Below are 19,892 nucleotides of genomic sequence, written 5' to 3'. Positions count from 1 at the left end.
CGCGTCCGCCTGATTCTTTAGTCGCGCTGCGCGTCCGCCTGATTCTTTAGTCGCGCTGCGCGTCCGCCGCGACGTTTGGTGATCAGTTTTGTGCGGTTGGGCAGATCATTCATCACCGCGCGGCGCACCTCTGGCGTGAGCTGCGACCATGTGCCGATTTCATCGATGCTGCGCAGGCAGCCCGTACACAGGCGGGATTCAGGATGGATCACGCAAATCTTGATACATGGGCTGTCGATTTCGCCGCGATTCCAGATGTTGTCGGTGTTTTCATTTTTGGTCATGGGGCGGCCTTGATATTGCGGAGGCGATCCAGCAGTCCTTGAAGTATTATGCTGGCTGCGATGTTGTCGATGACTTCTGCGCGACGCTTTCGCGACGTATCCGCCTCGAGTAGTGCGCGTTCGGCAGCGACGGTGGACAGGCGTTCATCCCAATAGGTGATTGGTAGATCGCTGAGGCGCGACAGGTTGCGCGCAAATGCGCGGGTCGATTGGGCGCGCGGGCCTTCGGAGCCATCCATATTGCGTGGCAAGCCGAGCACGATGCCCGCAACCTCGCGGTGGGCCGTGATCTCAAAAAGTCGGGTAGCGTCGGCTTGGAATTTTGATCGTTTGATCGTTTCCAGCGGCGAGGCGATGATGAGCCCGCCGTCGCAAACGGCCACACCAATGGTCTTGGTGCCAAGATCAAGGCCCGCAAGCGGCGCGTAGCGCGGCAGAGCCGCGGCAAAGTCGATGACGTCTTCAAAGATCATTCGATCAATCCGGCTTCTTGTGCGGCGCGGCGCAGGATTTGCACCGCTTGAACATCGCCGCCAAAAGACGCTTCCGCCTCAGATAATACGGTCAGGGCGGTTTCAGTTTCGCCTAAAACGGTCAGTGATGAAATCAGCCGCGCCCAGTCCTGCGGTGGGCCGCCTTCGGTTGCTAGTCTATCTGCCAGTTGTCCGACCATGCCTTGGATCATCGCGTTTCGGTCTTGATCTGTCATGTCTTGCGCCGCTGCCAGATCGTCTGCCGTGGGGCCGCGCTGGTCGGGCAGGGCGTAATTAATGCCAAGTTGTGCGGCGACGTTTTCGATTTGGCCGGCGGCGAAGTCCCAGTACAATGTTCCTTGATCGCCGTCCTCAACCACGCGACGCCAAAAGCCGAATGCGCGGTCAGGGCGGTCGTTTTGTGCATAAAGTAGGCCTGCATAGTACTGCGCGGCGGTGTTGTCAGGGTCAGCTTGCAGCAAGCTGACGGTGATGGCTTCGACTTCGGGGGACACGTAGCCCTGCGTGCCGATCACCAGAAAATCCAGCAAACGGACGAAATCTGTGTCGACGGCGGCGTCCCCCAGAAGGGCGATGGTTTGTTCTTGTGCGCGCGCTGCGCGTTGCATGTTGCCGACGCTGGCTTCTATCTGCGCGAGGTAGGCCCAGGCTTGCACTTCGTCTGGGCGCTCGAAAGCTGCGCCGCGCAGGGCCTGCAGAATTTCGCGGGTTCCGGCGTCCGCTTGCGAGATCGCATCTGTTTCGGGATTGGCCTGTTCAGCAGCCTGCTGGGAGGGACGGTTTTCGCGCCGTTCTTCACCTTCGGCGATGCGCTGCGCACGCGGAAAATCGTCGTTGCCCGGGGCACCAAGTTGCCAGTAAAGAGCGCCTGCACCAAGCAACATCGCGGCGGCGAGCACAATCATCGCGGCGCGGTTTGCGGTACGCGGTGCGCCAGTTGTTGCGCTGCGGGTGTTGGCATCAGCATGCAACAGGCGGCGCGAGATTTCAATGCGTGTTCGATCTGCCTCGATCGAATCGAGCACGCCGCGGGCCAAATCGCGGTCCACTTCGGCCAATTGGTCGCGGTAGATATCGATATCGGTATCAGCACCAAAAACAGGCGTGGCATCTGGCCCGTCGCCGCGCCACAGCGGGGCCAACACAGCCGCAATCGAAAGCGCTGTAAGTGCAATGCAAATAAGTCCGAAGATCATGATAGGTCCTGTCATTGCGTAAGAAGTAGTTGTTTGGCGCGCCCCACAAAAGGGTCAATCGTCCATAGCCATGCGACCATTACGCGCGTTGTCGTAAATGTGTACTGAAGTGCCGCGCGGAGTATCCTCTTTTCTATGGAACGGCGCAGAACCAGAGTTAATGATTTTCTGACTCTGGGGAACCCGACATGCGCCGATTTTCCGCCTTTGCCATCGCTCGCGAAGCCACACGTTACCATTCTGGATGGGAACGTCACTGGCGCGCGCCAACCCCAAAGAAGAAATACGACGTCATTATCGTTGGTGCGGGTGGGCATGGCTTGGCGACGGCGTGGCATCTGGGCAAGCATTGCGGCATCACCAATGTGGCAGTGATCGAAAAGGGCTGGCTCGGCGGCGGCAATACTGGGCGCAACACCACGATTATCCGGTCGAACTATTTGCAGGATCCGTCTGCGGCGATTTATGAAAAGTCGCGCAGCCTGTATGAAACCATGTCGCAAGATTTGAACTACAACGTGATGTTCAGCCCACGCGGCGTGATCATGTTGGCGCAGACCCATCACGAAGTGCGTGGATACCAGCGCACAGCGCACGCTAACGCGTTGCAAGGTGTGACAACAGAATGGATCAATCCTGCGCGGGTCAAGGAATTGTGTCCGATCATGAACATCGAAGGGCCGCGTTACCCGGTCCTGGGCGGTCTGTGGCAGGCACGTGGCGGCACTGCGCGCCATGACGCGGTGGCGTGGGGCTATGCCCGCGCGTGTTCGGATATGGGCATGGATATTATCCAGCAATGCGAAGTCAAAGGCGTGCGTACGCAGGATGGTAAGGTTGTGGGTGTCGAAACCACCAAAGGGGCGATCGATTGCGATAAACTGGGTATGGTTGTGGCCGGTCACGCCAGTACGTTGGCTGAAATGGCGGGTTTCCGTCTGCCGATGGAAAGTGTGGCGTTGCAGGCGTTGGTGTCTGAACCGATCAAGCCCTGCATGGATATCGTTGTGATGGCCAACACGGTCCACGGCTATTTGTCCCAGTCCGACAAGGGCGAAATGGTCATCGGCGGCGGCACGGACGGGTTTAACAACTACACCCAGCGCGGATCGTTCCACCATGTTGAGGAAACTGTACGGGCCCTCAATGAGACGTTCCCGATCCTGAGCCGCCTGAAGATGTTGCGCCAATGGGGCGGGATCGTTGATGTGACGGGGGATCGTTCACCCATCCTGAGCAAAACGCCAGTTGAAGGCGTGTTTGTGAACTGCGGCTGGGGCACTGGCGGGTTCAAGGCTATTCCGGGGTCAGGGTTTGCAATGGCAGAACTGATGGCCAAAGGCGCGTCACCGCTGACGGATGAGTTCAGCATGTACCGGTTCCGTGAAGGTAAGTTTATCGATGAGTCAGTGGCTGCGGGTGTGGCGCATTGATAAAGTTCGTCCTCTCTCAAGTGGGCTTTGCGCTGGTATTGCTATTGTTTGTTGCCTTAGAAAGTGTGAGCTTTTGGCTCCTCGATCCTTCGGGGTTTCAACGCCTTGGGAGCGTTTTGGTCGCCGTCGCAATTGTGACTCTGGTATTTTCAAATCGCGTTCTCCTGCATATCTCGGACAAGTACTCAAAACTGAGTTTCAAAGAGCTGGATGCAATCAGTGAGTTGAGGTCACTCCCAGCCTCCAATGTAGAAGTCCGGATTAAACTAAGAAGTGCAGAAGAACATTTCCGAGACACTCTTGAAGACGGAGGAGTTGTCGATCAAGCCTTCGAATTCGCACGAAATCGAGTTCTATTTCTGGAGCTTACGTTTGCTGTAATTGGCACCCTACAATGGGGCTACGGAGACTTGTTCCACTGTATGGTCAACGGAAACGGGTGGCGAATATGTTACTGAACATCGATCATCCGGCAGACTCTGGCCGATCTAACCCCGTCAATCCGGCCACCTCCCGCCCAAACCGTGTGGCGATTTTCGCTTATATTCCAACGCGGGCCAAAACCGCCATTCTAGCCTCACCCAAACAGGAGGACTTGAAATGGCTGACTACGATTTCTCAAAACCGGCACCCGACCGTTCGCACAGGGTTCTCACAGGCCAAGGATCTGGCATGGGCGGTGTGGGGTTCATTCTCGTGGGCGTCGTCATCGTGCTTGTTGTGCTTTATGCTGTGTTCGGTGGCGCAGCGTTACCGCTTGAGCAAGACCCAAGCACAGCACCCGTTGTTGAGCCAGCACCGTTGCCCAGCGAATAACGCCCCAAAATCCATCACTCTGCGATCACTAATAGCCGACTCCCCCACGGGGGCCGGCCTTTTGTCGTTCCAACGAACTGAAATCAAACACCTTGCTGGAGGCCAGCCATGCTGATCCTTGAATGTCCCTATTGCGGGGTACACGCCGATGAAACCGAACTGCATGCAGGCGGCGAAGCGCATTTGAAACGCTTTGGGCCGGGATCAGACGACGAAGCGTTTGAGGGCTATTTGTTTATGCGCGAAAACCCCAAGGGTGTGCATCTGGAACGTTGGCGGCACAGCTTTGGGTGCGGCAAGTGGTTTCACGCGGCGCGCTGCACGATGACGTTGGAGGTGTTTGGCACCTACAGCGCGCAGTCGTTAGAGCCGCCCAAAGAGTTGGTTGATAAGATCAAAGCCAAGCGTCCCGAGTGGAGCTGGCGTGAATTCGGGGCGGCCGCGACATGAGCACGCGACTGGGAAAAACTGTTTTTGGCGGTGGCCGTCTGGTCAACCGCGACCACGCCGTCAGCTTTACATTCAACGGCAAAACGATGCATGGGTTTGAGGGCGACACGCTGGCGTCAGCCTTGCTTGCCAATGATCAAATGCTGGTCGGTCGGTCGTTCAAATACCACCGTCCGCGTGGCATTGTAGCGTCCGGTGCAGAAGAACCGAACGGCTTGGTAAATCTTGGCGTTGGCGGGCATTTTGAACCCAACCAACGGGTGACAACACAGGATCTGTTTGATGGGCTTGAGGCGTCATCGCAAAACCATTGGCCGTCACTTGAATTTGATGTGGGCGCGGTGAACGCCAAGCTAGGGCGTTTTATGCCTGCGGGTTTTTATTACAAGATGTTCATCCATCCGCGCCCGATGTGGAAGCACGTGTATGAGCCGATCATTCGACATGCTGCTGGTCTCGGCAAAGCGCCGAAAGATCGCGACGCGGATATTTACGAACATTTTTATGCTCATGTGGACGTCATGGTTGTTGGCGGCGGGATCGCAGGCCTGTCGGCGGCATTGGCTGCGGGCCGTGCTGGGGCACGGACATTATTGGTTGAACAGACCGCCCATTGGGGGGGGCGTGCGCCCGTTGATGGTGCGCAGATTGATGGCATGGATGCTGACGCATGGGTGAAGAAGGCCCTGCAAGAACTTGAAAAGTTGGACAATGTTACCGTCGTGGCCCGCTGCATGGGGGCAGGCGTTTACGATCACGGCTATGCACTGGCATACGAACGACTGACCGACCATTTGACCGACAAAACTGGCCCGCGGCATCGGTTGTGGCGCATTCGTGCCAAGCAAATCGTGACAGCAACTGGCGCGATTGAACGGCCCTTGTCGTTTGCAGGAAACGATATTCCGGGCGTTATGTTGGCGTCTGCCGTGCGTGACTATGCCGTTAACTTTGGCACATCTGTCGGGGATCGCACCGTTGTAGTCACCAACAACGACGACGCCTACCGCACCGCAATCGCTATGAAACAGGCGGGCCTAGATGTTCCGGCGATCATCGATACGCGCTTGGTGGCCGGACCATTGGCGAGCGAGGCAGCCGCACTTGGCATTCGGATTTTGTACGGCAAAGCCATCAGTTCGGTCCACGGCGGCAAGCGCGTCACTGGTGTGGCGATCTGTTCGCAAGCGGGCGAAGGCGGCGGTGTGCTGGAAGAAATCAATTGTGACGTTGTGGCTATGTCCGGCGGCTGGTCGCCAGTGGTTCACTTGTGGTCTCATTGCGGCGGCAAATTGATCTGGGATGAGGGTCAAAGTCATTTCCGCCCCGATCCGTCGCGTCCACCACTGGGCGCTGACGGGACCGGTTTTGTGTCGACTGCGGGCATCGCCCACGGCGCCATGACCACCTGCGATTGTCTGGTAAATGGCCACGATGCGGGTGCCGCTGCAGCAAAACTGGCAGGGGCCAAGGGCAAAGGTGGTAAAGCTGCAAAAGGCGACGCGCCAGTTGAGGCCGCGATGATGCCTGTCTGGATCATGCCGCAGGGGGCTGGGTACAAACTACGCTCGAAGATGTGGCTGGATTATCAGAACGACGTCAAAGTCAGCGACGTGCAATTGGCCGCACAAGAAGGCTATGAAAGCGTTGAGCACACCAAGCGATATACCACGCTGGGCATGGCGACGGATCAGGGAAAGCTGAGTAACATCAACGGATTGGCAGTGTTGTCGGACGCATTGGGGCAGGCGATCCCTGCAACCGGCACGACGACATTCCGCCCACCTTATACGCCGATCTCCCTTGGTTCTATTGGCGGCGAAGCGCGCGGCGATTTGTTCCAACCTTTTCGCAAGACGCCGATTTACGCCTGGTCCGACAAGAACGGGGCCTACTGGGAACCTGTCGGTCAGTGGCGCCGTGTCTACACCTATCAGCGCGACGATGAGAGCATCGAGGATGCGGTCAACCGTGAGGTCAAGAACACTCGCGACAACCTTGGCCTGCTGGATGCATCAACGCTGGGTAAGCTGATTGTCAAAGGCCCCGATGCGGGCAAATTTCTTGATATGATGTACACCAACATGATGTCGACGCTGCCTGTCGGCAAATGTCGCTACGGTTTGATGTGTGGTGAAAACGGGTTCCTAAGCGATGACGGTGTGGTTGCACGCATCGATGACGACACTTGGCTGTGCCACACCACCACTGGCGGCGCGGACACGGTGCATGCGCATATGGAAGAATGGTTGCAAACCGAATGGTGGGACTGGAACGTCTATGTTGCCAATGTGACAGAACAATACGCGCAGGTCGCCGTTGTTGGCCCGAACGCTCGTAAGCTGTTGGAAAAGCTGGGCGGAATGGATTTGAGCGCTGAGGCGTTGCCGTTTATGCAGTGGGCCAATGGTGACATCGGCGGGTTCAAATGCCGCGCCTTTCGTATCTCGTTCTCCGGCGAATTGTCCTATGAAATAGCGGTGAAAGCCAGCGAAGGCGCGGCGTTCTGGGACGCGCTATATGAAGCGGGTCAGGAATTCGGGATCATGCCTTACGGCACCGAATGTCTTCACGTCCTTCGCGCTGAAAAGGGCTTTATCATGATCGGTGATGAGACCGACGGCACGGTTATCCCGCAAGATCTTGGGCTGTCATGGGCGATTTCCAAAAAGAAGGAGGACTTCTTGGGCAAGCGAGGCCAGTTGCGCAGTCACATGGTTGATCCGAACCGTTGGAAACTGGTCGGGCTGGAGAGCACGGACAAATCGGTCATTCCAGACGGGGCTTATGCCGTTGCAGACGGCAAAAATTCGAACGGGCAGCGCAATACCCAAGGGCGCATCACGTCGACGTATTATTCCGCGAACTTGGAACGTGGCATTGCGATGGGGCTGGTTCACAACGGCCCAGATCGTATGGGTGAGGTGATTACCTTCCCAAAAATTGACGGCACAGAAGTTCAGGCCAAGATTGTGAATGCGGTTTTCTATGACCCAACTGGGGAGAAGCAGAATGTCTGATTTGACACAGGTAACGCGCGTTACGTCGCGTGGAATGATCACGCTGCGTGGCGATTTGACCAGCGCACAGATAAAAAAAACCGTCAAGGCTGTCACGGGGCAGGCGATGCCATCGTCGGGCCAATTTCTAGGCGACGTGACATCGGGTGTCGCATGGATGTCGCCAGATGAATTGCTGCTGGTCGTGCCCTACGCAGATGTGGCAAAAAGCGTGGCGCAGATTGATGACACATTAAAGGGTCAGCATTACTTGGCCGCCGACGTGTCTGATGCACGGGCGGTGTTCAGCGTTTCAGGCAAAAATGCGAGCGATGTCTTGGCGCGGCTTTGTCCCGTCGATTTGCACGCCGATAGCTTTGGTGTCGGACAATTCCGTCGGACCCGCATGGCGCAAGTCGCAGCGGCATTCTGGATGCATGACACAGGTTTTGAAGTGGTGTGCTTCCAATCGGTCGGGGATTACGCGCAAGATCTTTTGACGCAGGCCGCGAAAAATGCTGCGGGATCGAGAGACTACGCCTAATTCAGATGAGTTATTAGTGGATGAAGCGGCCAAGAAAAACCATACATCGTGTTAATTTTATTCAACTTTTAGACTGAAGTGGTCCGGCAAATTTGGACAGCGTGCTAAGATGTATCCAACACTGATAAATGGATACGAGAATGACAAAACGACGACACTTTTCAGACCAGTTTAAGGCTGCTGTGGCGCTTGAGGCGCTGCGCGGTGACAAGACGGTTCAGGAGATCGCTGCCAAGCGGCAGTTGCATCCAACGCAGGTGAGCACGTGGAAACGGCAAGCGATTGAGGGCATGGCAGGTGTGTTTTCCGACAAGGTCAAGAAGGCTGAGAATAAGGACGGGGAGATCAAGGACCTGCACGCCAAGATAGGTCAGCTGGCGGTGGAGAACGATTTTTTGTCACAAGGGCTAAAGCGATGAGCCCGAATGAACGCCGCGAGATGATCTGTCACCCGGCAGTCGATCCTTCAGGATCGATGAGAGGGCGCAAGGAGAACACCGAGCTGAGCCTGACGCGTCAGTGTAAACTGCTGAAGATCAGCCGATCATCGATCTATTACACGCCGGTTTGTTTTGATCCGGCAACGCTTGATCTGATGCATGAGATTGATCGGGTATTCACGAAGTATCCGTTCTTTGGGAGCCGCCAGATTGCGGCTTATCTTCCTCAGTCGGGGTTCTCTGCCGGACGGCATCGTGTGCGTCGCCTGATGGGTGTTATGGGGTTACAGGCCATCCGCTGCCCGGCAGTGCATGTTTTACATGCACGAGAGGGTACAAAGGACCAAACACGAGCAAGAAGCACCCTGAGCACCACATTTATCCATACCTGCTAAGAAAGCTGCCAATCACGCGGCCCAATCAGGTTTGGTGCAGCGACATCACCTACATCCCAGTCAAAAATGGCTTTCTGTATCTGGTGGCGATCATGGATTGGGCAACGCGAAAGGTGCTGACTTGGCGGCTCTCAAATACGCTGGATGCTAGCTTCTGTGTTGAGGCGCTGGAGGAGGCTATTTCCAAATACGGTAAGCCAGAGATCACGAACACAGATCAGGGCAGCCAATATACAGGCTCCGGCTGGATCACAACTTTGACCGAAGCCAAAATCAAAATCTCAATGGATGGCAGGGGCCGCTATCTGGACAACATCTTTATCGAACGCCTGTGGCGGTCGTTGAAACAGGAGGCCGCCTATCTGCATGAAATCACCGACGGTTTCCAAGCGAAACGGATCATCGATGACTGGATTGGATTTTACAATTCTGAGCGCCCTCACACCGCCCTTGATAAGCGGACACCGGACATCGCATACTTCACCCACGCGGAGATACGAAAAGTGGCATAAACAGAAACCTGGTACATCTTAGCCAAGCCGCAAATCTGTCCTAAAAACCAGGACCACTTCACAAGAACAGGCGCGACGTTTGGATAAACGAGGCGACCAGCATAAGTACGATCATGGTCATGCCATCGTTATTTCCGAGCGGCCGGGGCAGGGTGGAGCCGCTAGATTGGCGGCACGCGGGGCGCTGCGCATTTGTGCAGGGCTTGTAAGCGTCTTTTGCACAAACGAAAGCGTAGGTGAACATGCCGCACGTTTAGATGCGATCATGGTAAAACCTTTTTGATGACGATATAGGGTTCGCAGGCCAATTGTTGGCCCATAGACCGGCGTCTGTCTGCCTGGGTCCAAACCTCAGATTGGATAAGGACAGCCGATCCAAATTAATCCAGATACTGCCAATGCCAATCCCGCTTTGTCTTGACGCGGACGCATTATCTCTGCTGGCGTGAGACCCGCATTAAATTGAGACTGTGACCCATTCACAGGTGATCATGACACCACACGATGGGGAAATGCGCCGACTGATACCGGATGCATTTGATCAAACGACTTGTCGTGTTTCATTGGCGCAAATCGTCGCACGAAGGTTCGAGTGTATCATACTGTTCAAGGGCGCGAAAACCATCATAGCGCGCCCAGATGGTGCTTGTGTCATGATAAATTCGACGGCTTTTGAAAGCGCCGCGTGGCTTGCGACGGCCGGGTCGGGCGACGTACTTTCGGGGTTCATAACGGGCCTCATGGCACGCGGTTTTGGTGCGTTCGAGACTGCGGCTCTCGGGGCACTCTTTCACGTGCTATGCCCAGACGACATCGGCCCCGGCCTGATCGTGGAAGACATTCCAAATGCATTGCTCGATGTACCTAGGAAGATTATTTCAAGCGCTCCGTTTGATCTGGAACAAAGCCCGATGTCTTAGAATGCCTATGCTTGCCTTGCATGTTGGCTCAGTCCTAAATGGGAAACCCCTCATTTGATGTGAGCCACGAGAAAGGTTTTTTAGATGAAAGTTCTCATCATTTTCGAGACCGTTGAAGGCCAAACGCGCAAAATCGTCGGTGCCATAGAGAATCAGGTGCGCTCAGCTGGCCACGACGTTCAGCTTTTTGATACTAACGATAGGTTGGCGGCCTTGTCATTTGACGGCATCGACAAGGTGGTCTTGGCAGCCCCCGTGCATGAAAGACGCCACCCTGCCGGTTTTGAAGTTCTGGTTGGTGCAAGCCGTGATGCACTAAGGGCGCGCGACACTCTTCTGATATCGGTTAGTCTAAAGGCGGCGTTTCCAGAAGGCAGGGAAGAAGCGCAGGACTATCTGATCGAAATGAAAATGCGCACGGGATTTGAACCCGATAAGGAAATGTTGCTCGCCGGTGCGGTGCGCACGGCCAGCTATGGCTATTTTGAAAGCCAGATTGTTCAGAATGTTGCTTTGGAAGGGCGCGAAATTGAACTGGTAGATGGCGTGTGTGAATTTACCGATTGGGGCGCGTTGCGCGAAGACGTGGATGAGTTTTTGTTTGGTCAACCGTCTGACCGCAGTTGAATGATGATGAGGCAATTCGGGTCTGTTGCATTGATCGGTAGATGAACGGATATTTGAGACCACCTTATCTCTTGGAGCCTCGTCATGCAGGGCGATCCGTTCAAGCATTATCGGTTTCCGCCAGATGTCGTTCTGTGTGCAGTACGTTGGTATTGCCGCTACTCTCTTTCGTGACATGATGTGTGGGATCTGCTGGCGGAGCGTGGCATTAAAATTTGATGCTTTGACGATCCACTGATGGGGCCGCAAGTTTGGCCCCGAGATCGCGAAACGGTCGTTCAAACACCGGTAGTGGCGTGGCCTGAACCGGGCACGTTAGTGAAACAAATATTCGGGTGGGAGGTAAATGGCGCTGCTTGTGGCGCGCCGTGGATCAGCAAGGCTGGCTGGTGATTGCCGCCTCACAGCGCAACGGGACGTCAGAGCAGCAATGGCTTTTCTCAAACGGGAATGTGAAAATGCCAGGTTGTATCAACCGCGATTGATCTCCACCGACAAGACCTACAGCTATGACCGCGTGATCGGCGATATGAACCGCTTCGAACTCCCTAGCGAAGGGATTCTGCAGATCAATCGAAAGTGGGGAAACAATAGGATTGAGGGTGATCGCGCGGCGCTCAAGGAACTGATCATACTGATGTGCGGCTTCAGATCGCTAAAATCCGCCAAAGCTACCTTGCACGGGATTGAGGCCATCAGGACCATAAAAAGGGACACGTCCAAGGCAAGCCACGCGGCGTCACAGGCGAAGCCCGCTTTGTGGAAAGCCTCTTGGGCTTGTCCGGAACGTGACAACGACTTTGAGACAGTGGCTTTTGGACTTTAGGCTTGGGTTTCTTCGGTTGGTTTTGGTGGGTTGATCCAGACGGCGGTCGGGATTTGAGGCGGTTTTGGTGGTTTGTGTACGAAGCGTTCGGGCGTGGCGAGGAATGCCGCGTCTAGTGTTGCTTGTCGCGCGGTGTAGATTTCTTGGGCCTGCCCAAAATGGATTTGGTCGGGCGTCATCAGACCAATCCCGGCGTGATGATGGTCTTGGTTATACCATGCAAAGAACCTGCGGCAGAATGCGCGAGCCTGCTCGATGGTTTCAAAGTTCTTGGGGAACTCTGGCTGATATTTCAGTGTTTTGAAGTGGGCTTCGGAGAACGGGTTGTCGTTTGAGGTGTGGGGCCGACTGTGGGACTTGAGCACACCAAGATCAACCAGCATCAGGGCTGTCGTCTTTGCCTTCATGGGCCCACCGCGATCTGCATGCAATGTCAGCTGATCGCGTGGAACCTCGTGTTTTTCCATCGCGTCGATGAACAGCTCTTTGAACTGGCTGGCGCTCTCCGCGTGCTCGACGCGCCAGCCAACAACGCGGCGGCTGAAGATGTCGAGGATGACATAGAGATAGAAGTAGGACCATTTCACCGGGCCCCTCAGCTTGGTGATGTCCCAAGACCAGACCTGATTGGGGGCTTCAGCTAGAAGTTCAGGCTTTTGATAGACGGGATGTGTGCGCTGTCGGCGGCGTTCGCCAACTTCGCCCTGCGCGGCCAATATCCGATACATCGTGCGGATTGAACACAGATAGGTGCCTTCATCCAGCAAGGTGGCAAAGACCTCTGTGGGCGTCTGATCCGCAAAGCGGGGTTCGCGCAGGTGGTGCAATACCTGGTCTCTTTCCCTTTCCGGCAGAGCCCGCGAAGACGCTGCGCGCGGTGGGCGTGTGCGTGGTGGTGCCGTCAGCGCCGCACGCTGTCGAAGAACGCTCGCGCGCGATAATGATAGCGCGGCGCAGACAGCCGAGGTCAAGCCGCTGCCGGTGGGCAATGCAATCGCGACGGCCATCATGATTTGCCGCTGCGCTCTTGCGTCTGCTCCATCTCGTCCAGAAGTCCCGCCACTTTTTTTTGGATGGCAATGATGGCTTCCGCCTGATCCAGACGGCGCCGCAAGGCTGTCACCTCACGGTTGGCCTTGGCCAGCTCAGCTTGCAATGGATTGGCAGGTGCCTTTTGTGGGCCACGGCGCATTGGCTGCAATGCACCCAATGTGCCGGCCGCCCGCGCACGGCGCCAATCGGTCAGTGCAGAGGAATAAAGCCCCTCCCGCCGTAGAATGGCGGAAACCCCGCCAGTGTCTGCCACTTGGTCCGTCTCATCCAGAATGCGCAGTTTGTATTTGGCTGTGAAGTTGCGCCGCTTTGGGATGCTCGTCAGTTCCGCTGTGGGAGCCAACGGCGCAATAACAACGCGGGGAGGTGACGTCGGGGCCAAAACGGCTCCAGATCCAGCATCTGGCGAAAGTGGTGATTGTGAAGGCATAACCATGGTTCTTCTCCTACGCCCTCAAGTGTAAACTTTAGCCAGTCAATTGTCTCACGCTTATTGGCACGGAGGGGCACGTCGCGCACTGAAGAAACACGAAGCCGCACTACTGGTGAGGTAAACGAATATGCAGCCCCGTTCGATCTTCCCCTGAAATTTGGGGTGGGGTCGGACGCAGAAGAAAGGGCTGGAATGCAGTGATGCGTTCTGGTTTTTTTTCGTTTGGTAGGAGTGGGTTATCGGGCGCGGTAGGCGTCCCAATCTTGCGGTGTATCCAGATCAAGCCGCGCGCGGTCGCCTTGTAGCGGTACAAGCAAAGTTTGATCCTCTAACCCGATGGTCAGGCGATGCGCGCCACGGTCACCGTGCAGGTCATCAAAGCGGGAAAACTGGCTCGCGGCAAAGTAAATCGGATGGCCCGGAGTACCTTGGGATGTGGTGGCGCGCACGATGGGCGCGCTCGAAAGGTTGGCTGCGGCTTGAACCACGGCCATATCCGCGGCGGTAATATCCGGCATGTCGGCCGGCAGGATCATAACGCCAGTCGCAGTGTCGCGCAGGGCGGCGATGCCGGCTTTGATGCTGTGTGCCATACCCAAATTCGCATCAACCACAACGATCTGCGCCGATTGCGGCAGTGCAAACCGACGCCGGTGGTCTGCGCTGGGAAGGGTCACAAAGGTTGGGCCAACACTTAGCGCGCGGGCGGTGAGAAGGGCGAGAAGCGGAACCCCATCGACAGTTTCCAGCAGCTTGTCGCGCCCGCCCATGCGGGATGATTGACCAGCTGCGAGGAGAAGTGTTGCGATCATGATCGAAGGCGCGTGCCAGCGGCATCAAAGATCGGGTCGCTGATCAGGGTTCCCGCGCGACGGTCTCCGAGGATTTCAATCTCAACCTTAAGGCCGGCGTTTGCATGTTCTTTGGGGATCAGGCCAAAGGCGATGGATTTTCCGGTGTGATGCGAAAAGCCTCCAGATGTGCAAAAGCCCAAAACTTCTCCGTTGATAAAGATCGGCTCATATGCGGTGACGTCTGCGTCTGCGGCATCTACTTCGAACGTCACGAGCTGACGCGCAGGTATCTCGTTGTGGGCCGCTGCTTTGCCGATAAAGTCTTTGTCCCAATTGATAAACCGATCCATGCCGGTTTCAGCCGCCGTGTAGTCAGGTGAGAATTCGTTCATCCATGAGCCAAAAAAGCGATCCAGACGCAGCGACATCATCGCGCGAATGCCAAAGGGCGTCATCCCCATAGGCGTGCCGTTGTCCCACAACACGTTCCACAAAGCGCGTTGATCCATTGGATCGCAAAAGATTTCATAGCCCAAATCGCCTGTGTAGCTGACCCGCTGCACGGTGCATTTTGCTTGGCCCACGGTCATTTTGCGCACATCAAGAAATTTCATATCAACCAGATCACGGGTGCAGGCCGCCAGAAGGTCGCGGGATTTTGGCCCTGCGATCTGAAAGCCATTGAGTTTATCACTGATGTTTTCGATTGTGACGCCGTCTTCTTGATGCTGCAGGAACCAACGCAGGTGTTGGGCTTGCGCACCGTAAGACGCGGTCAGGTGGAATTTATCGTCTGCCAGACAAGACACCGTGAAATCACCCAAGAGTTTGCCTTTGTGCGACAACATCGGAGTTAACGCGAGGCGACCAATTTTGGGGATGCGGCCTGCCATGATCCGGTTCAGCCAGTCGCGCGCCTTTGGTCCGGTGATGCGGTACTTGCCAAAATTGTGCAGCTCATTGATTCCGACGGAGGATCGCACTGCTTTGACTTCGCGCGCGGTGGCGTCGAATGCGTTTGAGCGGCGGAATGACGGATATTCAAATGTTGGTTCATCGCCCGATGCGAAATAGTTGGGCACTTCGAGCCCGAATTGCTGGCCCCAGACAGCGCCAAGATCGGTGAAAATGTCATACATTGGCGTGGTGCGGTGCGGCCGCGCGGCGGGCAGTTCTTCGTTCGGATAGGAGATCGAAAAGCGACGCTGGTAGTTTTCCACCACCTTCGGGCGCGTGTAACCCGGTGTGATCCAGTCGCCAAAGCGTGCCACGTCCATCGCGGTGACATCGCGGTCGGCTTCGCCGTCGATCATCCATTGTGCCAAGGTCAGGCCGACGCCGCCACCTTGTGAAAAGCCTGCCATGACGCCGCAGGCGGACCAATAGCCGCGCAACCCTGGAATCGGGCCAACAAGCGGGTTGCCATCAGGTGCGAAGGTGAACGGGCCATGCACCACAGATTTGACGCCTGCACGTTCCAGAACAGGGAAACGTTTATAAGCAAATTCAATGCTGTCGGTGATTTTGTCGAAATCGTCTGGCAGCAGTTCATGGCCGAAATCCCACGGCGTGCCATCAAGGGCCCAAGGGCGGCAGGGCTGTTCATAAAAACCGATGCACAGCCCGCGACCTTCTTGGCGCAGATAGCTTTCGCCTGCGGGGTCCATAACGTGTGGGTGTTCCGCGTCACGGTCATAGATTTCAGGCACATCGTCTGTAATGATATATTGGTGTTCCATCGGTAGCAGCGGCGCGTAATGACCCGCCATAGCCGCAACTTCGCGCGCCCAGAGGCCACCGGCATTCACGACATTTTCGGTATGGATCGTGCCTTTGTCGGTCACCACGTCCCATGTGCCATCGGCCCGCTGCGTGGTGGCTATGACCTTGCAGTGGGTGACAATTTCAGCGCCCCCCATGCGCGCAGCTTTGGCGTAGGCATGGGTGGTGCCCGATGGATCAAGGTGCCCGTCAAGCGGGTCGTAAAGCCCGCCAACAATTCCGTCCAAGTTGGTTATTGGCGCAATCTTGGCGATTTCTTCGGGGCTGACGATTTCGGTCTCAAGGCCCATGTAGCGGTGTTTGGCGCGTTCAGTGACCAACATATCAAAACGATCTTTGTTGTCGGCCAGCGTCACGCCACCCACATGATGCAGCCCGCATGACATGCCGGTGATCTCTTCAAGTTCTTTGTACAACTTGATGGTGTAGCCCTGAAGGGCGGCCATGTTGGTGTCACTGTTGAGCGTGTGAAACCCGCCAGCCGCATGCCATGTGGATCCGCTCGTGAGTTCAGAGCGTTCCACCAACATGACGTCCGACCAGCCCAATTTGGTCAAATGATAGAGGACAGATGCGCCAACAACGCCGCCCCCAATAACAACAACACGAGTGGAATTTTTCATAGCGACATCCTTGGGGTATATTCACGATCACCCTAGCCCGACTTAGGTGGGTTGAGTGCCCAAAAACGACGTTGGATGTCGTTGAGGCGCGGCGTTGAGATTGAGAACGCCTCTCTGCGATGATCAGGTTTGTTGCACAGCGACACAGGACGTCGCTGATTGGCAATTTGGGCCATCGCAATGGCACCACCTTGGCCGTGATCAAAAGGAATCCAAGATGCGCACACATGCCCAAGCGGTCGTCATCGGCGGCGGCGTTATTGGCTGCTCGATCCTCTATCATCTGGCGAAACTCGGCTGGACGGACGTGGTTTTGCTGGAGCGCGATGAGTTGACCAGCGGGTCTACATGGCACGCGGCGGCCAACATCCACGGGTTGCACGACAGTACAAATATCTCACGAATTCAGCACTATACGATGAACCTGTACAATGAGCTTGAGGCCGAGACAGGGCAATCGTGCGGTGTTTTCCAGCCCGGCAGCCTGTATCTTGCACAGACTGAGGAGCGTGAGCATCAGTTGCGCCTGCAAGCGGCCAAGGCAAAGTTTTACGGGATGAATTTCCATGAGGTGTCGCGCAGCGAGGCAGAGGCCCTGCATCCGCTGGTCAATTACGACGGCATCCGCTGCATCATGTTTGAACCCGATGGCGGCAACGTCGATCCCAGCGGTGTCACGAACGCTTATGCCATTGGCGCGCGTCAACGTGGGGCAGAAATCATTCGGTTTTGTCCGGTTACGGCGACGGTTCAACAGCCTGACGGCACATGGATGGTTGAAACAGAAAAGGGCGATATTCGCGCCCAGTGGGTGATCAATGCGGCCGGTCTATGGGGTCGTGAGGTCGCGGCGCTGGCGGGGATTACGCTGCCGCTTTTGCCGACAGAACATCAGTATTTTGTCACCGAAACCATTGCCGAAATTGCTGCCATGGATCGCCGGCTGCCATCCGTCGCGGACCGTGACGGCGAATATTATTTGCGCCAAGAAGGGCAGGGATTGCTGGTTGGGGCCTATGAAAAAGATGTTCGGTTCTGGGCTGAAGACGGCACGCCGCAGGGGTTCGGGCATGAATTATTTGCTGACGATTTGGAGCGTATTGAAGACAACATGATGCGCGCGATTGATCGCGTTCCCGTCGTTGGGGAGGCTGGCATCAAGCGGGTGATCAACGGCCCGATGATTTGGTCACCGGATTCAAACGTGTTGTTTGGCCCGCACCCTGATTTATCGAACTACTTTTGTTGTAATGGTATTATCCCCGGATTTTCGCAATCGGGCGGTATGGGCCTGATGGCGGCTGAATGGATCACGAAAGGCGAATCAACCTATGATATGTTTGCATGGGATGTCGCAAGATTTGGTAAATGGGCCGATGCTAAATTCACCAAAGCGCGGGTCGGGGACCAATACGCGCATCGGTTCAGTATTCATTTCCCGGGCGAGGAACGCAGTGCGGGACGGCCTGTTCGGGTGCGCAGCGTCTATCAGCAACAGCGCGACATGGGCGCAGTGTTCGGGCTGAATTACGGGTGGGAACACCCGCTTTATTTCGATGCCGACACGCCTGAAAGCGCGGGTTTCACCCGCCAGCCGTGGTTTGACAGTGTCGGGCGGGAGGCTAAGATGTTGCGCCAATCGGTTGGTATCATTGATATTTCTAACTTTGCCAAATACCGCTGCACAGGGGCTGGCGCGCAAGATTGGCTGAACGCCGTGTTCGCCAACACAATGCCAAAAACTATCGGTCGATCCTGTCTGACGCCATTTATTGGTGTGAATGGTGGGATTGCAGGCGATTTTACGGTCACGCGCATGGCCGAGGACGAATTTTGGATCATCGGGTCCGGCATGGCTGAGCGGTATCATCAGCGGTTCTGGAAAATGGTTCCGATGCCTGATGATGTCACCTTTGAGAGCATGACTGACGCGTGGTGTGGGTTCAATATTGCGGGACCTTTGTCGCGCAAGGCTTTGCAAACGTTGACAAACACGTCGCTTGCGACGGCTGACTTCCCGTTTATGCGGTCCAAGTGGCTGGAAATTTCTGGCGTAACTTGTCTGGCGCTGCGCGTGTCGTTTACTGGCGATCTTGGCTGGGAAGTCCACTGCAAAGCCGAGGATCAAGCCGTTGTTTATGGTGCATTATTGCAGGCTGCCGGGATCGAGCAAGGTGGTCCGGTTGGATCACGGGCGTTGATGTCGTTGCGGGTTGAAAAAGGCTATGGAAGCTGGGGGCGTGAGTATTCACCGGAATACTGGCCACAAGAAGTTGGCCTTGATGGGCTTATCAAGTTGAATAAGGAATTTTTGCACAAAGACAGCTACTTAAAGATCAAAGACAATCCATCACGTGAGGTTCTATCGCTCATCGAGGTGCAGCAGATCACGACGGCGGATGCGACAGGTGGTGAGCCTATTTTCCTGCCTGATGGGACACCTGTCGGGCGCGTAACGTCCGGCGCCTATGGCTATAGTGTTGGAATGAGCCTAGCGCTTGGCTATCTCAAAGATACCCCAGCGGGGAGCGCGGTTGACGTTATGATTTTAGGCAAACCGCACCGTGGTGTGGTGTTGGCCGAGCCGCCGTTTGATCCCAAGGGGGCACGGCTCAGGGTGTGACACAGAGCGTACACAAGCTGTACACAGCCTGTACACACGTTGTACGCCAAACTTGCCGCAGGTTTACGGAATGATGCGCGTGTATTTGGTGCCTTCAATCGTGGCACCAGCGCGGAAACCGGCCTGTGCAAAGACGACCGCAATGACTGGCGCAAGCGATGTTGTGGTTTCGGCGCGCAATGTCTCCCCCGTGGAGTTGAGCGCGTATTCGATGTCAGCGCCTGCTGCCCAACCGCTTGCACGGCGGAAATCGGTCAGGGATTGTTCCGTCATAAAGAACAGAACAGTTGAATATTGCTGCGCACCAATTTGCAGGCCCGCACTTGCTGCGGCGGCGGAATAGTAATCCACCGTCGTTTGGCCAATGCGCAGCGCGCCACGTCCGAATGACCCGCCAATTCCAAGACCTGCTTCGGTGACGACGGGCATGACCAACATGCCGCTGGCCTTGCCTGCCAGGTCGCGGGTGCCGGGATAATTGTTATACATGAAGGTCAGCGTGCTATCGGCGCGCGCGTCGATCACAGATGCGCCACTGCCGCCGATCCCGTTGCCACATGCGGACAGGGTCGTGGTCGCCAGCGCGCTCAGCGCAAAATTGCGTCTTGAAATAAGTGTCATAACTGCCTCGTGCCATTTGGTTTCAGG

Annotated in this window: 15 protein-coding genes and 2 pseudogenes; 10 read left to right on the top strand and 7 right to left on the bottom strand. The window is 55.9% G+C overall.

The features are described 5' to 3' along the window. Positions 1 to 17: 17 nt before the first annotated feature. The 3 genes from OA238_RS10995 to ccmI are packed head-to-tail and all read right to left on the bottom strand — an operon-like array spanning position 18 to position 1,974. Positions 18 to 284: a DUF1289 domain-containing protein gene (locus OA238_RS10995; RefSeq protein WP_044036677.1), complete on the bottom strand. Its 267-nt coding sequence runs from the start codon at positions 282 to 284 to the stop codon at positions 18 to 20. Further along, positions 281 to 757: a Holliday junction resolvase RuvX gene (ruvX, locus tag OA238_RS10990; protein WP_015495230.1), complete on the bottom strand. Its 477-nt coding sequence runs from the start codon at positions 755 to 757 to the stop codon at positions 281 to 283. Before ruvX ends, OA238_RS10995 begins: the two co-directional genes overlap by 4 nt. Continuing rightward, on the bottom strand, positions 754 to 1,974 hold the full coding sequence (gene ccmI, locus OA238_RS10985) for a c-type cytochrome biogenesis protein CcmI (protein ID WP_015495229.1): 1,221 nt from the start codon (positions 1,972 to 1,974) through the stop codon (positions 754 to 756). The genes ruvX and ccmI overlap by 4 nt, the downstream gene beginning before the upstream one ends. Before the next feature lie 188 nt (positions 1,975 to 2,162). On the opposite strand from ccmI, the gene OA238_RS10980 reads away from it, so the two are divergent. The 9 genes and pseudogenes from OA238_RS10980 (at position 2,163) to OA238_RS34990 (ending at position 11,902) form a co-directional block, all read left to right on the top strand. Beyond that, a complete protein-coding gene (locus tag OA238_RS10980; protein WP_015495228.1) occupies positions 2,163 to 3,407 on the top strand; it encodes a sarcosine oxidase subunit beta family protein in 1,245 nt (414 codons plus the stop codon). 600 nt (positions 3,408 to 4,007) lie between these two features. Beyond that, a complete protein-coding gene (locus OA238_RS31720) occupies positions 4,008 to 4,223 on the top strand; it encodes a hypothetical protein (RefSeq protein ID WP_144055884.1) in 216 nt (71 codons plus the stop codon). 108 nt (positions 4,224 to 4,331) lie between these two features. Next, positions 4,332 to 4,673 carry a sarcosine oxidase subunit delta gene (locus OA238_RS10970; RefSeq protein WP_015495226.1) on the top strand — a complete coding sequence of 114 codons (342 nt, stop codon included), beginning with the start codon at positions 4,332 to 4,334 and terminating at the stop codon, positions 4,671 to 4,673. Beyond that, positions 4,670 to 7,693: a sarcosine oxidase subunit alpha family protein gene (locus tag OA238_RS10965; RefSeq protein ID WP_015495225.1), complete on the top strand. Its 3,024-nt coding sequence runs from the start codon at positions 4,670 to 4,672 to the stop codon at positions 7,691 to 7,693. The genes OA238_RS10970 and OA238_RS10965 overlap by 4 nt, the downstream gene beginning before the upstream one ends. After that, positions 7,686 to 8,216 carry a sarcosine oxidase subunit gamma gene (locus OA238_RS10960; protein WP_015495224.1) on the top strand — a complete coding sequence of 177 codons (531 nt, stop codon included), beginning with the start codon at positions 7,686 to 7,688 and terminating at the stop codon, positions 8,214 to 8,216. The genes OA238_RS10965 and OA238_RS10960 overlap by 8 nt, the downstream gene beginning before the upstream one ends. Positions 8,217 to 8,356: 140 nt before the next feature. Then, positions 8,357 to 9,563, top strand: a pseudogene (locus OA238_RS31715) (IS3 family transposase). A gap of 470 nt (positions 9,564 to 10,033) precedes the next feature. Then, complete coding sequence (locus tag OA238_RS28915) at positions 10,034 to 10,483, top strand: ADP-dependent NAD(P)H-hydrate dehydratase (protein WP_338042830.1); 450 nt, start codon at positions 10,034 to 10,036, stop codon at positions 10,481 to 10,483. A gap of 84 nt (positions 10,484 to 10,567) precedes the next feature. Beyond that, positions 10,568 to 11,110, top strand: coding sequence for a flavodoxin domain-containing protein (locus OA238_RS10940; protein ID WP_015495220.1), 543 nt, complete (start codon positions 10,568 to 10,570; stop codon positions 11,108 to 11,110). 84 nt (positions 11,111 to 11,194) lie between these two features. Next, a pseudogene (locus tag OA238_RS34990) lies at positions 11,195 to 11,902 on the top strand (IS6 family transposase). Between the two features lie 30 nt (positions 11,903 to 11,932). On the opposite strand, the gene OA238_RS10930 reads toward OA238_RS34990, so the two are convergent. From OA238_RS10930 to OA238_RS10915, 3 genes are all read right to left on the bottom strand, one after another. Next, positions 11,933 to 13,425, bottom strand: a protein-coding gene (locus tag OA238_RS10930) for an IS3 family transposase (RefSeq protein ID WP_085982752.1) whose coding sequence is annotated in 2 segments (ribosomal slippage) — positions 11,933 to 12,975 and positions 12,975 to 13,425 — 1,494 coding nt in all. Because the reading frame shifts where the segments join, the coding sequence is not laid out codon by codon here. 233 nt (positions 13,426 to 13,658) lie between these two features. Beyond that, positions 13,659 to 14,234 carry a nucleotidyltransferase family protein gene (locus OA238_RS10920; protein ID WP_015495217.1) on the bottom strand — a complete coding sequence of 192 codons (576 nt, stop codon included), beginning with the start codon at positions 14,232 to 14,234 and terminating at the stop codon, positions 13,659 to 13,661. Continuing rightward, positions 14,231 to 16,621, bottom strand: coding sequence for a GcvT family protein (locus OA238_RS10915; RefSeq protein WP_015495216.1), 2,391 nt, complete (start codon positions 16,619 to 16,621; stop codon positions 14,231 to 14,233). Before OA238_RS10915 ends, OA238_RS10920 begins: the two co-directional genes overlap by 4 nt. Before the next feature lie 217 nt (positions 16,622 to 16,838). Between OA238_RS10915 and OA238_RS10910 the strand changes: the two genes are divergently transcribed. After that, entirely contained in the window at positions 16,839 to 19,244 is a 2,406-nt protein-coding gene (locus OA238_RS10910; protein WP_015495215.1) for a GcvT family protein, read from the top strand. 63 nt (positions 19,245 to 19,307) lie between these two features. On the opposite strand, the gene OA238_RS10905 is transcribed toward OA238_RS10910, so the two are convergent. Continuing rightward, positions 19,308 to 19,865 (bottom strand): lipid-binding SYLF domain-containing protein, encoded by a 558-nt coding sequence (locus OA238_RS10905; RefSeq protein WP_015495214.1) that lies wholly within the window; start codon positions 19,863 to 19,865, stop codon positions 19,308 to 19,310. Positions 19,866 to 19,892: the final 27 nt, after the last annotated feature.

The organism is Octadecabacter arcticus 238, assembly GCF_000155735.2.
Lineage (GTDB): Bacteria > Pseudomonadota > Alphaproteobacteria > Rhodobacterales > Rhodobacteraceae > Octadecabacter > Octadecabacter arcticus.
This window is presented reverse-complemented; position numbering and strand designations above follow the sequence as displayed.